The organism is Mesorhizobium sp. M0166 (assembly GCF_040322255.1).
Classification (GTDB): Bacteria; Pseudomonadota; Alphaproteobacteria; order Rhizobiales; family Rhizobiaceae; genus Mesorhizobium.
This window is the reverse complement of the sequence record NZ_JAMYTD010000005.1, coordinates 196,190-209,892: the sequence shown is the minus strand read 5'-3', so window position 1 is coordinate 209,892 and position 13,703 is coordinate 196,190. Positions and strand designations below refer to the sequence as shown.

Below are 13,703 nucleotides of genomic sequence, written 5' to 3'. Positions count from 1 at the left end.
GGGCCCTACACCCGCATCGGCATCAGCACGTAGAGCGCGGTCTCGTCGGCCATGTCGTGGATCAGCGTCGGGGAACCGGCATCCGCCAGCATGAACTTCGCCTCCGTGCCGGTCAGTTGCGCGGCAACGTCGAGCAGGTATTTGGCGTTGAAGCCAATTTCGATCGGATCGGACGAATAGTCGGCCGCCAGTTCCTCGGTGGCGCTGCCCGAATCCGGGTTGTTGACCGCAAGCGTGACCTGCCCTTCGGCAATCGAAAGCTTCACCGCCCGGCCGCGTTCGGACGAAATGGTCGAGACGCGATCGACGGCGGCGGCGAAACTCTGGCGATCGATAATCAGCTTCTTGTCGTTGCCGGTCGGAATGACGCGCTGGTAGTCTGGGAAAGTGCCGTCGATCAGCTTGGAGGTCAAGATGACGCTGCCGATGGTGAAACGGATCTTGGTGTCCGACAGCTCGGTGGTCACTGCAACATCGGGATCGTCGACCAGCTTTTGCAGCTCGCTGACCGTCTTTCGCGGGATGATGACGCCAGGCATGCCCTCGGAGCCTGCCGGCGCATCGATCTCGGCGCGCGCCAGTCGGTGGCCATCGGTCGCGACCGAGCGCAGCTTCAGCTTGCCGCCGGCCTCGTGCGTGTGCAGATAGATGCCGTTCAGATAATAGCGCGTCTCCTCGGTCGAGATGGCGAACTGGGTCTTTTCGATGAGCCCCTTTAGTCCGACGGAATCGAGCCGGAAAATATGCGAGAACGACCCGGCTGAAAGCTCGGGAAAGTCGGACTGCGGCAGGCATTGCAGGCGGAAGCTCGAGCGCCCCGACGTCACCGTCATGGCGTTGCCGTCTTCGTCGGTCTTCAGCGCCACCTCCGCGCCATCGGCAAGCTTGCGCACGATGTCGTAGAGCAGATGTGCCGGGACCGTCGTCGCCCCGCCACGCTCGACCTTTGCCGGCGTTGCTTCGGTCACCTCCAGGTCCAGGTCGGTCGCCTTCATTTCAAGGCTGGCCCCCTCGGCGCTGAGCAGCACGTTCGACAGGATCGGAATGGTGTTGCGCCGCTCGACCACACGGTGAACATGGTTGAGCGACTTCAGGAGATTTGACCGTTCCAGGATAACACGCATGACGAAACAGGCTCGCTTGAATGAATGAACGGGTCTCCGGCAACCGGCGCCCCGCGAAAGGTCTGAACAGGCTCAGAATCTGCGTAAACTGACAGGAAAAACCCGGCAAACGCAAGCCCGGGCCACCGGTTCGGGCCGGCTGCACGGGCTTTCTGGGGATAAAAAGGCCGAAGTCCGCGAGCTGGCGTTTTTCGGGCCGTCAGGCCTGGTCGTTGATCAGCCTTCTCAGCAATTCGAGTTCCTGCGCCAGTGTGTTGTCGGCACCGGAAAGATCCTCGATCTTGCGCACCGCATGCAGCACGGTCGTATGGTCACGGCCGCCGAACCGCCGCCCAATCTCCGGCAGCGAGCGCGGCGTCATCACCTTCGACAGATACATGGCGACCTGCCGTGGCTTGACGATGGTGCGTGTGCGCCGGTTGGACAGAAGTTCGGTCTTCGACACGTTGTAGTGGCGCGCGACGATACGCTGGATGTCCTCGATACGCACCCGCTTGGGTTCGCCCGAACGATAGATGTGGCCAAGGATCTCGTCGATGCGGTCGATGGTGATCTGCGGTTCGAAGGATTGGCGAAACAAAAGCTGGTTGAAGGCACCTTCGAGCTCGCGTCCGCTGCCGGTCACCGTGCGGGCGACGTGGTTGAGGATCTCTTCGGAAATATCGAGCGACGCATCGTCGAGCTTGGCGGTGGCAAGCCTGAGCTTGAGCATACCGATACGCATAGCGAAATCCGGGGCTGACATTTCCAGCGCGACGCCGCCATTGAGGCGCGAGCGGACGCGCGGCTCCAGCGACTCCAATTCGGACGGCGGCCGGTCGGCAGCGACCACCACTTGCTTGGCGCTGTCGAGCAGCATGTTGATCAGATGGCAGAATTCGTGCTGGATCGACTTGCCCTGCAGGAACTGCATGTCGTCGATAATGAGGAGGTCGATGTCGCGCAGCTGTTCTTTCAGCGTCAGTGCGTTGTTGTCGCGGATCGCGGTGGCGAACCGCCACATGAAATACTCAGCCGTCAGATAGACGACCCGCGATTTCGGATTCTGCTTCAGCGATTCTGCGGCGATCGCCTGCAACAGATGCGTTTTGCCCAGCCCGACCGTCGCGTGGAGAAAGAGTGGATTGAAACGCACCGCGCTCGACTGCGATTCCGCGACCGCCTTGGCGGCGGCAAAAGCCACTCGGTTCGATGGTCCTTCGATGAAGGAGGTGAAAGTGTAGCGTGGATCGAGCGGCGAACCGAGAACATTGTGCCGGAACTCGGTTTCTGCCGGCATCCCTGGGCGGGGTGCCGGGACCCGTTCGACCCTGCTGGGGCTCGCCGTGCCGGCAGAGAGCGCGGTTTGCGTCTGCCTGGTCATCTTGCGCGCCGGGGCCACTTCTGGCTCGACGCTGTTGCGGCCCTGGCGTGTGGCGGTACGAACGACGATCTCGATCTTGAGGATCTCCGGATCCTCGTGCTTCCACAACTCGGTGATGAGATCGAGATAGTGGCCGTTGATCCATGAACGCAGGAATGCGGTTGGCACAGAGATGCGGACAATGCCCTTGGAAGATTCAGCGACCTTCATGCGCCCGAACCAACTCGAATAGACCTCGGTCCCCAGACGCGCCTTCAACTGGGCCTTGACCCGATCGAACTTCTGTTCAGCTTCATTGGAAGCCGCCATGTCGTTCCTTCCGATTAGCGTTCCAGGAAATGGGAGGTCGCCTGTAAGCTCCCTTTCGATGCCGCCGCTCTGCATGATCGAGTTCCTTGTCTCTTGTACCTGTTTTCCGCCGGGGATGCGCCTCCTGCATCCATGTTTCCGGCGACCGTGTCTTCGCTGCGACACCATCGCCGCCGCCGGCTGATGAATCGCCTCGTTGTCGGTCCGGCGCCGAAGAGCCGATCCGCTTTGGTCATGTCAGGGCAACAAAATGCCGTCCGGCGAAAAACCGCCGGCGCACCGTCGACCTGCCATGTACAATTACGCCAGTCCCCTACCGTATCGAAAAGACAAACCAACCCCGTCCGCGGAGTTGAATCCGCGCTGTAAACTCTGCCAATTTGAGCTGGCCGGTTTCAGGCTGGTCAAGGGCCAAGGGCCCGTCCCTTCGATGGACAGACATTACCGAAATCGCTGTGGATAGGGCAAGGCCACCCCTAACGGATTTTTAAGGAATCTGACTGGCAAGGAACGTTTCGGACGCCATGCTGCAACAGTTGATTTTGACAAAGCCATTGTGATTCAAACCCTTTTCCGCCGAATATGAAAAAGGCCACACAACGCGAAATTTTCTGAAATAATTCACTTGACAGCCAATTGTCGCCTATCGACTGCAGCTGATGTGAACAAGCTGTGGATCACCATCGGTAAGCTGCTGAAAAGAAATGGTAATCTGTGACGCTCGGAAATTTTCGTATGGGCGGATTCGGAGGCTCCGAATATGAGCGGGCATGTATATGCCGGCAAAGCATTTCGAACTTTGAAATGCTCGCGGAGCGCCGTTTTGCGGGCTTTCTTTTAAGTACTTGCCGGCAAACGAAAAAACCCGGCGCGATTGGCCGGGTTTGAAGAAGCGCAGTTCAAGATGGATATATTAGGCTGACAGCACCTTGACCCGTTGGGCCAGCCGCGACACCTTGCGCGATGCCGTGTTCTTGTGCACCACGCCCTTGGTCGCGGCGCGCATCAATTCCGGCTCGGCCACCTTGAAGGCAGCCTGTGCGGCCGCCTTGTCGCCAGCCGCGAGCGCCTCTTCGACCTGGCGGATGTAGGTCCGGACGCGGGAGCGGCGGTTCTTGTTGATCGCGGCGCGACGGGCGATCTTGCGCGTTGCCTTTTTGGCCGAGGAGGTATTGGCCATGGTGCCTCTCTTCTGATCTGGTGGGCGCTTGCGGGATACCGCAGGGCGCAAAAACAAACGGGCAGCCACAGGGCCGCCTCGATTGGTGCGGCTTATAGTTCAGCTTTTCCGGCGCGTCAACGCTGCAGCGCTTTCTTTTTGACCGGCGCCTTCGTCATCTCATCGGTTCGTGAAATTCGGCTTCCGCTTGCCGGTGAAGGCCGCCATGCCTTCCTTCTGGTCATCCAGCGCAAACAGCGAATGAAATAGCCGGCGCTCGAACCGCAGACCCTCGGTGAGCGTCGTCTCATAGGCGCGGTTGACGGCCTCCTTTGCCATCATCACCGACGGCAAGGAAAAACCGGCGATCTTGGCCGCTGCCTTAAGCGCTTCCTCGATCAACTCGCCGGCTGGCACCACGCGCGAGACCAGGCCGGAACGCTCGGCCTCGGCTGCGTCCATCATTCGCCCCGTCAAGCACATGTCCATCGCCTTCGACTTGCCGACGAAGCGGGTCAGGCGCTGCGACCCGCCCATGCCGGGCATGACGCCAAGCGTGATCTCGGGTTGGCCAAACTTGGCGGTGTCGGCGGCAATAATGAAGTCGCACATCATCGCCAGTTCGCAGCCGCCGCCCAGCGCATAGCCCGCCACCGCCGCGATGATCGGCTTTCGTGCCCGCGTAAATTCTTCCCAGCCGACGAAGAAGTCCTGCAGATAGGCATCCACATAGGAGATCGACTGCATTTCCTTGATATCGGCACCTGCCGCGAAAGCCTTTTCCGAACCAGTGATGACCATGGCGCCAATGTCGGCATTGGCGCCCATGCTATTCACCGACGCGACCAGTTCCGCCAGCACTTGTGAATTCAGCGCGTTGAGCGCCTGCGGCCGGTTCAGCGTAATCAGCCCGACCTTGCCGCGGGTTTCGACGATGATGGTTTCATAGCCCATGCTTTGCTCCTCCTCCTCGCTTCTGGTTCAAGCCTGACAGGTCCGGCAGTGGAAAGTCGAACGACCGCTTTGCACGATACGCTCGATGTGGCCGCCACAACCAGGCTTGGAGCAGGCTTCGCCCTCGCGATCGTAAACCGCGAAGGAATGCTGGAAGTAGCCCAGCGATCCATCGGTCTGCATATAATCGCGCAACGACGAGCCGCCGGCGGCGATCGCATCGGCGACGACCGAGCGGATTGCTTCGGCCAGGCGTTCGCTCTGCTCTTTGGCTATCTTGCCGGCTCTCGCGAGGGTGCCCGCTTCGCGCAGCGGCGACAGGCCGGCCCGCCAAAGCGCTTCAGAGACGTAGATATTGCCTAGCCCGGCGATCAGCCTCTGGTCCAGAAGTGCCGCTTTCAGCGGTGACTTGCGACCTTTCAGCAACGAAGCGAGCAGCGCGCCGTCCAGTGCATTGCCTGTAGGCTCGACGCCCAATCCCGCCAGCATCGGATGCATGTCGGGCTCGCCTTCCGAAAACAGCATGAACCCGAAGCGGCGCGGGTCGTTGAAGATCACGCGAGAGCGGACGCCGGCAGGTGATACGATGTCGAAGACGACGTGATCGTGAGCGGTATTTTTCGAACGTTCGTGGTGGAACGCGCCGGGCGTTGCGCTCTCGTCGGCCGTTTCGATGCGAAACGAACCCGACATGCCGAGATGGCAGATCAAAACCGGGCCGTTGTCCACGTGGATCGTCAGATATTTGGCACGGCGGCCGAGCGCCGCAATCGTCTTGCCGATCAGCCGCTCCGAAAATCTCTCGGGGAACGGAAACCGCAAATCCGGCCGGCGTGCCTCGATACCGACAATGCGGGCACCTTCAAGGGCCGGCTGCAGGCCGCGCCTGACTGTCTCGACCTCCGGCAGCTCAGGCATGGCCATCTATCGTGGCATGGAAGGAGGTGCCGTAACGGCCGCGCGCCAGCCCGAGATGTTCGGCCACGGTTTCGCCGATGTCGGCAAATGTCGTCCTCAGTCCGATGTCTGCGCCTTTGAAACCCGGCCGCATCCCGATAACCGGAATTCGCTCGCGCGTGTGATCGGTGCCGCGCCACGTCGGATCGTTGCCGTGATCGGCGGTCAAAATGAGCAGATCGCCTGGCCTCAGCCGTGCGAATGCCTCGGGCAGGCGCCGGTCGAAAGCTTCGAGTGCGGCGGCATACCCCGCAACGTCGCGCCGATGCCCGAACTCGGTGTCGAAGTCGACAAAGTTCGCGAAGACGAGGTCGCCGTCGCGGGCATCTTCCATGGCGCCAAGCGCTTTGTCGAACATTGCCATGTTGCCGGCAGCCTTGCGGACTTCCGAGATCCCGCGATGGGCGAAAATGTCGCCGATCTTGCCGACCGCGATAACCCGGCTGCCGCGCGCCGTCAGCCGGTCGAGCAAGGTCGGTTCCGGCGGCGGTACGGCATAGTCGCGACGATTATGCGTTCGCTCGAACGTGGCGGCGGTTTCACCGATAAACGGCCGCGCGATGACGCGGCCGATATTCAGCGGATCGACGAGCCTGCGCACCACTTTGCAGAACTCGTAAAGCCGTTCCAGGCCGAAATGAACCTCATGCGCGGCAATCTGCAGGACGGAGTCGATCGAGGTGTAGCAGATCGGCTTGCCGGTGCGGATATGGTCTTCGCCGAACCGTTCGATGATCTCGGTGCCCGGAGCATGGCAATTGCCGAGGATGCCGGGCACCTTCCCTTCACGCACCATTGTTTCGGTCAATTCGGCTGGAAAGGCGGGAATCGTGTCCGGGAAGTAACCCCAGTCGAAACGGACCGGCAGGCCGGCTATTTCCCAATGGCCCGATGGCGTGTCCTTGCCGCTCGAAACCTCTTGGGCTGCGCCATGAAAGGCGGCGGCAAGCGGGGCACTGCCGGCATTCTCGAACCTGAAACCCGTCGCCGTTGCCGCGGCCTGGCCGAGGCCGAGCGCGAGCATATTTGGTACGAGAAGGGGTCCGTCACGCAGGCCTTCGCGATCGGCGCGGCCTTCTGCGCAGGCCCGCGCGATGTGTGCGAACGTGTTGGAGCCGGTGTCGCCATAGCGTTCGGCATCGGCCGCGCCGCCGATGCCGAGAGAGTCGAGGACAAAAAGGAAGGCGCGTGCCATCTAATGGTTCATCATTGCCTGTGTGTTGGCTCAGACATAGGGTTCCGCGCCGCCATTGGCAATTCGGAAACCCGAACGGCACGGCTTGGCGTGCTGGCCCGGGAGAGACGAATCGCGGCATGGTCGATCTGCCGATCGAAATGCGCGGCGTGGAACTCGCATGAGGCCTGCCCTGAACGCATTCGCCGCCGTACTGGCTTTGCTGCTGGATGCGTCTTGCGCAAACCTGGCGCGAGCCGATTGGCGCGATGTTATCGGAACGTTCCGTATCGGTATCGTCGCCGAACCGTTGCCGGTCCGAGGGACTATGTGCTGGCTGCAGCCATCGTGCGTCTAGTCTCGGCCCGCGGTCGCAAGCAATAGCAACAGCCCGTTAGCGGGCTTCAGGCGTCAGCAATCGCTGCACGGAATGGTCGGGCTCCTGCGCGGCCGCAGATAATAAGTTTCCGCCATCGATATCGAATTGAAGACCGAGCTCAACCCGAACCGGCTTTGGCCGTCCGCCGACCAGGTGATGATTGGCTTGTAGGCGAGATCGCTTTCGACCCGAATGAGGAAAGTGCCTTTGATCTTGAGCGCGCTCGGGACCGTTGTGGTGGAATCCTTGACCGCGTCGACACTAGACACGCCATCGACCAGCTTGCGCGACCACACGACCAGGACTTTCGGCGTCGTCTCGTTCGTCACCTGTATCGCCGTGATAATGATCTTCGGTTTCGAGCGGTTGTAGGGCTGCAGCGTGGAACTGCCGATCGCCATGATGGCATCGACATCGGCCGCCTTGATGGTCTGCTGCTGCGTGACGAGATCCGCTACCATGCTGCCGATGCGGCTGACCTTCTTGCTGGTCTCGATGGCTTGCGAGGCCTCCATTGTCATAAAGTACATGATCAACAGGACAGGCACGATGAGGGCAAACTCGACAGCCGCAATACCGCGGCGGTCCGAGCAAAGCCGGACTGCTCTTGTACAAATCCCTGCGATGCCCAGCTGTGCCCCCGCACGAATCATGGCTTTGCCCTTTTCAAGCGACTACGTGGTTCAGTTGTCGAACGGCTCGTTCTGCCAAGTGATCGAAGCAAAATGCAGCGTTTTGCCGTCCTTTAGGTTGGCCATCGATTTGGCCATGAAGTCGGTCATCACCGGCCATTTGTAAAAAACCCGCAGCATGTTTCTCGACTCCGCCAGGCCAGGTGCGACGGTGAAGGTCTGTGTGCTCGTGCCCTTGGTCAGCACGACGTCACCATCCTGGATCTTGAAACCGGCCAGCGCCGCATCGGCGAAGGTGGGATATTCGCGCAAGTCCACCAGCAATCCGGGACAGGTCTTGGCGACCATGATCTCCAATTTGGTGCAGATCATATCCCGCAGCTTGGTACCGGACACATCGGTCGGTCTTAGTTGGCCGGTACGCAGCTGGCGCGCGATGTCGTCGGTGGCGTTTGCCATCACTTCCTGTGCGGCAAAAGAAATGCAGCTCTCCAGGATGGCGAAGACAAGAAGCGCGAAAGGAATTGCAAGCATGGCGAATTCGATCGCCGTGCTTCCGCGGCGGTCGCCCAGAAACCGTCTTGGAAAACCTGCTCGTCCTGCCTTGCTCATGTCCTCTGCCCGCCGATGCCGCTTCTGTATCGGTCCCACCCTTAGTCGGAACCGATTGAAGTCCGGTTGGAATGACCATTAAATTCAACGGGAAGGCCTTAACCCGGCGATAACCGAAGCACGTTCCCGCTAAAGGCGGAGACGTCGGCTAGCTAATGCCCGGCGCTCATTTCGGCTTCAGAGGCCTTCTCGGCATCGCTCTTATACGAGCTTTCGCAATATGGCGCGCAGGACATGGTCTGTACTTCGGAACGCCGATAGATGCGCACCGACGACGCTGCCTGGCGCACGACGGTTATTTGCTCATCGACGATCGGGTTACCCTCTTGGTCGAGGACGACGAGATTGGTGACGCCAAATCCCTTGCCGGTCAGTACGATGGTCGATGCGTCCTGCACGGAGGCGTCGGCGATCGCCGGATTGCCGACGACAATCGTATCGGCGGCGCGCGACAATTTGATAATCTTTGCCTGGTTCATCGTCACCTCGATGCCGGCGCCGGCCTTGGCTGGAAAGGCGAAAGCCGCTGCGGCAAAAAGCACGGCAACTGGAAATGATGATCTCGGCCCGGCCATTGAGGCGCCCCCTGGCAAACTGTTCAACAGAACATGAACGAGATTGGTGAACCAACCGTTAAGCGGCTGGAGTTCAGGATTAAGCCGGAACCGGCATTGGGCCTAGCCGGCACGGCAGAACGTCCTTGCCGAATTGCGCCTTTTGCGCCTTTTGTCAGCCCGTGGGCCCAGCGGCGGGTATTTTAGTTCTGGGTTAACCACGCAATGTCGTCGAAGCGGGAAAGGAATCGGTAAGCCTGTTTATTAAGCCGATTGAAACAGCTTCTCCTTAGATTCGCAGTATCCGATCAGCCACCAAGAGAAGTTGACGGAAGTGCTGTAACAATTGGAGTAGGAGCTCGAATGTCTAACCTCATCGCACGTTTTGTGAAGGACGAATCCGGCGCGACCGCTATCGAATACGGTCTGATCGCCGCCCTTATCGCGCTTGCCATCATGGTCGGCGCCGGCTCGCTCGGCAACGCGCTGAACGCCAAGTTCAGCACCATCTCCACTAAGGTGAGCGGTAGCTGATCGTAACTCGCTTGTTCTCCAAATAAGGGCCGCCGCACTGGCGGCCCTTATTTAGTCTTTAGTCCCAGCACGATTTGAAATTCGGGCCTCATCAATCGTTAAGCGAATGTGACTAGGCTGAGGGCCAGATGCAATTTGACCACAGGCGCGCCGATGCTTGAAGCCGTGATCTTCATCGTGTTTCCGTTCTGCATGCTGTTTGCCGCAATCTCCGACATGCTGTCGATGACGATCGCCAATCGCGTGCCGGTGTTGCTTGTGGTTGTCTTCGCCTTGGTTGCGCCTTTGGCCGGCATGGACTGGGCCACCTATGGCTGGCATTTCGCCGCCGCCGGCCTGGTACTCGCGGTGACGTTCGGCCTGTTCGCGCTCGGCGGTATGGGCGGCGGCGACGCCAAGCTGCTGGCCGCCACTGCGATGTGGATGGGACTGAACATCCATCTCATCGAATACCTCGTCGCCTCGACATTCATCGGCGGTCTGCTGACGCTTGCCATCCTCGCCTATCGGAAATCGCCGCTTGCCGCCGTCACAAGCCACAATCCGTTCCTGCGCCATTTCGCCGATGAGGCGACCGGCGTTCCGTACGGCATCGCGCTTGGCGTTGGCGGTCTGCTCACCTATTCCGACTCGCCATTGATGGCCTGGGCACTTACCAGGCTGGCGGGCTGAATTTCGCTTTACGCCGTTGGCGCCGAGCAGGCGAGTTGGCCACGTTTTCCTTCGGGCCGGGCTTGTCGATCTAATTTATATAAACGTTAAATTAATCACGATCGTAAGTATAACATTAACCTTGTTTTGACGATTGCCGCTGCAAAGTCCCGCTTGGCTACGTGGTTTGCCAAGGCGAGGTTCGGACAGATGCCAGCATCCCGATTGATTATTCTGAGCGTGGCGATAGCCGCGGCCGGTGGTGCAGGCTATGTCGCGAAGAACATGGTCGTGGCTCCCCCGCCTCCGGTTGTCGATTCCGGTCCTCAGGCGCCGACGATCGCACTGCAGGATGTGCTTGTTCTTTCCGGCGACGTTCCGATGGGCAGTCCGCTTGAAAACAACATTTCCTGGGAGTCATGGCCGTCCGCCGGCATCAACGCAAATTTCATCACCCGCGCCGCCGAGCCTGAAGCGCTGGACAAGCTGAAGGGCGCCGTCGCCCGCGTGGCGCTCTACGCCGGCGAACCGCTGCGGCGCTCGAAGCTGATCGGTGAGGGGCAAAGCTTCATGTCGTCGATCCTGCCCTCCGGCATGCGGGCTGTTGCCACAAGCATCTCGGCCGACACCTCGGCCGGTGGCTTTATTCTTCCCAACGATTTCGTCGACGTCATCATGACCCGCAGAGCCGATCCCGCCAATGGCGGTGGTTCGGGCTTCACGACCGAAACTATTCTCAAGAATATTCGCGTCCTGGCGATCGACCAGACCATTCAGGAAGACGAGGAAGGCAAGAAGACCAGGGTGGGCCAGACCGCCACCCTGGAACTGACGCCGCAGCAGTCAGAGATCATCACCGTCGCACAGCAGATGGCGGATCGCCTGACATTGGCGCTGCGCTCGATCAAGGATAGCCAGGACAAGAATGTGGGCGAAGCCGATTACCTGGTTTCCGGCAATGGCCGGCGCGGAACGGTGCGGTTGATCAAGTCGGGCGAAGTTTCCGAAGTGGGGGCAAGGAAATGAGTCTAAAAACCAAACTGCCGCTCACGCTGGCTGCGGCGATCGGCCTGTTTCTCCTTGGAACGAATGCATATGGCATCCTCGATGCCAGTGCGGCGGGCAATGCCAGGGTTACGGCTTCGACCGCCACCCAGCGGGTCAAGCTTGGACTGAACAAGTCGGTGGTCATCGACCTCCCGAGTGATGCCTACGACATTCTCGTCGCCAACCCCGCTGTAGCCGACGCGGTGACCCGCACCGCCAGGCGCATCTATCTGTTTGGAAAGGCGGTCGGCGAGACCAATATCTTCGTCTTTGGCCCGAATGGCGAGCAGATCGTCAGCCTTGACCTAGCGGTCGAACGTGACGTCGCCGGGCTGGAGGATTACATCAAGCGCTTCATCCCGTCATCGGAGGTCAAGGTCGAGTTGCTGAACGACAACGTCGTTCTGACCGGAACCGTTGACACTCCTCTGGACGCCAAGCGCGCGGCTGATCTGGCGAACATCTTCGTGTCCGGCGGCGAGGCGACCACGGGTCAATATTCGCAGACCGCTGCCGGCGGTTCGGCTGAAGCCGGCGTCGCCATCGACAACCCGGATGCCGAGCGCCGCGTCAGCAAGATCGTCAACCTGCTGCAGATTATCGGCGACGACCAGGTGACGCTGAAGGTGACGGTCGCGGAAGTCAGCCGCTCGGTGATGAAGCAGCTCGGCGTCAACATGGTCGGCAACGGTAGCAGCAACGGCATTAGTTGGAAGTCGTTCAGCACCCCCGCATATGGATTAGGAAAACCACTGTCGCAATTTTCGGGGGCCTCGATCGGCACCTCGACGCTCCAGGCGTACATAAACGCCATGGAGCAAAGCGGTGTCATGAAGACGCTGGCCGAGCCGACTCTCACCGCCGTCTCCGGCGAGAAGGCGACCTTCAAGGTCGGCGGCGAATTCAATATCATCATCGGCCGAACAAGCAACGTTTCAAACGACAATCAAACTGGCCAGATTACCTACGAGCACGAACGCCTTGAATATGGAATTGGGCTCGAATTCCAGCCGGTCGTGCTCTCGGCGGGCCGCATCAGCCTAAAAGTGAGGACGTCGGTTTCGGAACCTACGACGGAAGGCGCGGTAGCGCTCGAAGGGCTTGGTGACTTGCCTGGCACCACTTTTCTGTCGATCCGCAAACGCTTGGCCGACACCACGGTGGAATTGCCCTCCGGCGGTTCCATGATGATCGCGGGCCTTGTCCGCGACGACATCAGGCAGGCGGTTGCCGGGTTGCCCGGCCTGACCAAAATACCGGTGCTAGGCACGCTGTTCCGCAGCAGGGATTTCGTCCGCAACGAGACCGAACTCGTCATCATCATCACGCCCTATCTGGTGAAGCCGGTGGCGCGCAACGATCTTGCCAAACCGGATGACAATTTCAACGCAGCCAGCGATGGCGCCGGCATGTTCCTTGGCCGCGTCAACCGTGTCTACGGCACCATGCAGACCGACAAGCCCAACGGCCGCTATCACGGCGTTGTCGGCTTCATCTACAAGTAAGCGGGGAAGTGGACATGTCTCAGTCAGTATCGAAGGCAAGGGCGGTCACCGCGATACGGTCCGTCCATTCGCGAATCTGGCGGCCGGCCGTTCCCATCATAGCGATCGCGGTGGCGGCATCACTGGCCGGCTGCGCCAATCGCGACAGCGTCACGGTCGGTGCCATACCGGACGATTATCGCACCACTCATCCGATTGTCATCGCCGAGAAGATCCAGAAGATCGACCTTCCGGTCGGCGCCGGCGACCGTGGCATGACCAGATCCCAGCGTAACACGCTCCTCGGCTTCCTGGACGGATACGACAGGAGCGCGGCTCCGGTGCTGACGATCGAGATTCCGAGCGGCTCGGCCAACGAAATCGCAGCGGCCGCGGCCGGCCGCGATTTCGCCAGGCTGGCCATAGCCAGCGGCATCAGCCGGAAGCGGATCGCCATGCGGTCCTATCAGTCTGTTTCGGCCGAAGCGTCCGCACCGGTCCGTGTTGCTTACGTCTCGGTGAAGGCTCAGACGGATAAATGCGGGCGCTGGCCCGAAGACCTGCTGGAGACTTCGGAAAACAAGCACTATGCCGATTTCGGCTGTTCGTATCAGAACAACCTGGCTGCCCAAATGGCCAATCCGTCCGATCTGATCGGGCCACGCAAGCCGACGCCGATCGACGCGGAAAATCGCGGCGCGGTGATCGACGTCTATCGTGACAGAGGTATTTCGGACGAATTCCTCGGCAATTCGGAAGTCGAATATTAA

The 13,703-nt window shown here is 60.2% G+C and carries 14 protein-coding genes and 1 pseudogene; 6 read left to right on the top strand and 9 right to left on the bottom strand.

Translation table 11 applies throughout. The features are described from left to right. Positions 1-5 precede the first annotated feature (5 nt). From dnaN to NKJ46_RS09245, 6 genes are all read right to left on the bottom strand, one after another. Positions 6-1,124, bottom strand: coding sequence for a DNA polymerase III subunit beta (gene dnaN, locus NKJ46_RS09270; RefSeq protein WP_023676920.1), 1,119 nt, complete (start codon positions 1,122-1,124; stop codon positions 6-8). Between the two features lie 199 nt (positions 1,125-1,323). After that, positions 1,324-2,871, bottom strand: coding sequence for a chromosomal replication initiator protein DnaA (gene dnaA / locus NKJ46_RS09265; protein WP_376702025.1), 1,548 nt, complete (start codon positions 2,869-2,871; stop codon positions 1,324-1,326). 838 nt (positions 2,872-3,709) lie between these two features. Then, positions 3,710-3,976, bottom strand: a complete 267-nt coding sequence (gene rpsT, locus NKJ46_RS09260) for a 30S ribosomal protein S20 (RefSeq protein ID WP_023676922.1) — start codon at positions 3,974-3,976, stop codon at positions 3,710-3,712. 159 nt (positions 3,977-4,135) lie between these two features. Further along, on the bottom strand, positions 4,136-4,909 hold the full coding sequence (locus NKJ46_RS09255; RefSeq protein WP_023719544.1) for an enoyl-CoA hydratase: 774 nt from the start codon (positions 4,907-4,909) through the stop codon (positions 4,136-4,138). A gap of 27 nt (positions 4,910-4,936) precedes the next feature. After that, the gene (mutM, locus tag NKJ46_RS09250) at positions 4,937-5,827 is read right to left on the bottom strand and encodes a bifunctional DNA-formamidopyrimidine glycosylase/DNA-(apurinic or apyrimidinic site) lyase (protein WP_352664246.1); all 891 of its coding nucleotides are present in this window, start codon (positions 5,825-5,827) and stop codon (positions 4,937-4,939) included. Further along, positions 5,820-7,061, bottom strand: a complete 1,242-nt coding sequence (locus tag NKJ46_RS09245) for a phosphopentomutase (RefSeq protein ID WP_352664244.1) — start codon at positions 7,059-7,061, stop codon at positions 5,820-5,822. Before NKJ46_RS09245 ends, mutM begins: the two co-directional genes overlap by 8 nt. 160 nt (positions 7,062-7,221) lie before the next feature. Between NKJ46_RS09245 and NKJ46_RS34730 the strand changes: the two are divergent. Beyond that, positions 7,222-7,350: pseudogene (locus tag NKJ46_RS34730) on the top strand (phosphate/phosphite/phosphonate ABC transporter substrate-binding protein); the annotation flags it as partial. 101 nt (positions 7,351-7,451) lie between these two features. Here NKJ46_RS34730 and NKJ46_RS09240 read toward each other — a convergent pair. The 3 genes from NKJ46_RS09240 to NKJ46_RS09230 form a co-directional block, all read right to left on the bottom strand. Continuing rightward, a complete protein-coding gene (locus tag NKJ46_RS09240) occupies positions 7,452-8,072 on the bottom strand; it encodes a TadE/TadG family type IV pilus assembly protein (protein WP_352664242.1) in 621 nt (206 codons plus the stop codon). Between the two features lie 30 nt (positions 8,073-8,102). Further along, the gene (locus tag NKJ46_RS09235; RefSeq protein ID WP_352664241.1) at positions 8,103-8,663 is read right to left on the bottom strand and encodes a TadE/TadG family type IV pilus assembly protein; all 561 of its coding nucleotides are present in this window, start codon (positions 8,661-8,663) and stop codon (positions 8,103-8,105) included. A gap of 152 nt (positions 8,664-8,815) precedes the next feature. Continuing rightward, entirely contained in the window at positions 8,816-9,238 is a 423-nt protein-coding gene (locus NKJ46_RS09230; protein WP_352455128.1) for a pilus assembly protein N-terminal domain-containing protein, read from the bottom strand. Between the two features lie 342 nt (positions 9,239-9,580). Here NKJ46_RS09230 and NKJ46_RS09225 point away from each other — a divergent pair, with 342 nt between their 5' ends. From NKJ46_RS09225 to NKJ46_RS09205, 5 genes are all read left to right on the top strand, one after another. Then, the gene (locus NKJ46_RS09225; protein WP_352488184.1) at positions 9,581-9,751 is read left to right on the top strand and encodes a Flp family type IVb pilin; all 171 of its coding nucleotides are present in this window, start codon (positions 9,581-9,583) and stop codon (positions 9,749-9,751) included. 153 nt (positions 9,752-9,904) lie between these two features. Next, positions 9,905-10,423, top strand: coding sequence for an A24 family peptidase (locus tag NKJ46_RS09220; RefSeq protein ID WP_352664238.1), 519 nt, complete (start codon positions 9,905-9,907; stop codon positions 10,421-10,423). Between the two features lie 189 nt (positions 10,424-10,612). Continuing rightward, positions 10,613-11,428 (top strand): Flp pilus assembly protein CpaB, encoded by an 816-nt coding sequence (cpaB, locus tag NKJ46_RS09215; protein ID WP_352488187.1) that lies wholly within the window; start codon positions 10,613-10,615, stop codon positions 11,426-11,428. Then, on the top strand, positions 11,425-12,954 hold the full coding sequence (locus NKJ46_RS09210) for a type II and III secretion system protein family protein (RefSeq protein WP_352664236.1): 1,530 nt from the start codon (positions 11,425-11,427) through the stop codon (positions 12,952-12,954). The genes cpaB and NKJ46_RS09210 overlap by 4 nt, the downstream gene beginning before the upstream one ends. A 14-nt stretch (positions 12,955-12,968) precedes the next feature. After that, positions 12,969-13,703: a CpaD family pilus assembly protein gene (locus tag NKJ46_RS09205; RefSeq protein ID WP_352664234.1), complete on the top strand. Its 735-nt coding sequence runs from the start codon at positions 12,969-12,971 to the stop codon at positions 13,701-13,703.

Bases quoted from the DNA above. Each gene is read 5' to 3' on its own strand.
- dnaN (WP_023676920.1), bottom strand. From the start codon at position 1,124: ATGCGTGTTATCCTGGAACGGTCAAATCTCCTGAAGTCGCTCAACCAT.
- dnaA (WP_376702025.1), bottom strand. From the start codon at position 2,871: ATGCAGAGCGGCGGCATCGAAAGGGAGCTTACAGGCGACCTCCCATTT.
- rpsT (WP_023676922.1), bottom strand. From the start codon at position 3,976: ATGGCCAATACCTCCTCGGCCAAAAAGGCAACGCGCAAGATCGCCCGT.
- NKJ46_RS09255 (WP_023719544.1), bottom strand. From the start codon at position 4,909: ATGGGCTATGAAACCATCATCGTCGAAACCCGCGGCAAGGTCGGGCTG.
- mutM (WP_352664246.1), bottom strand. From the start codon at position 5,827: ATGCCTGAGCTGCCGGAGGTCGAGACAGTCAGGCGCGGCCTGCAGCCG.
- NKJ46_RS09245 (WP_352664244.1), bottom strand. From the start codon at position 7,061: ATGGCACGCGCCTTCCTTTTTGTCCTCGACTCTCTCGGCATCGGCGGC.
- NKJ46_RS09240 (WP_352664242.1), bottom strand. From the start codon at position 8,072: ATGATTCGTGCGGGGGCACAGCTGGGCATCGCAGGGATTTGTACAAGA.
- NKJ46_RS09235 (WP_352664241.1), bottom strand. From the start codon at position 8,663: ATGAGCAAGGCAGGACGAGCAGGTTTTCCAAGACGGTTTCTGGGCGAC.
- NKJ46_RS09230 (WP_352455128.1), bottom strand. From the start codon at position 9,238: ATGGCCGGGCCGAGATCATCATTTCCAGTTGCCGTGCTTTTTGCCGCA.
- NKJ46_RS09225 (WP_352488184.1), top strand. From the start codon at position 9,581: ATGTCTAACCTCATCGCACGTTTTGTGAAGGACGAATCCGGCGCGACC.
- NKJ46_RS09220 (WP_352664238.1), top strand. From the start codon at position 9,905: ATGCTTGAAGCCGTGATCTTCATCGTGTTTCCGTTCTGCATGCTGTTT.
- cpaB (WP_352488187.1), top strand. From the start codon at position 10,613: ATGCCAGCATCCCGATTGATTATTCTGAGCGTGGCGATAGCCGCGGCC.
- NKJ46_RS09210 (WP_352664236.1), top strand. From the start codon at position 11,425: ATGAGTCTAAAAACCAAACTGCCGCTCACGCTGGCTGCGGCGATCGGC.
- NKJ46_RS09205 (WP_352664234.1), top strand. From the start codon at position 12,969: ATGTCTCAGTCAGTATCGAAGGCAAGGGCGGTCACCGCGATACGGTCC.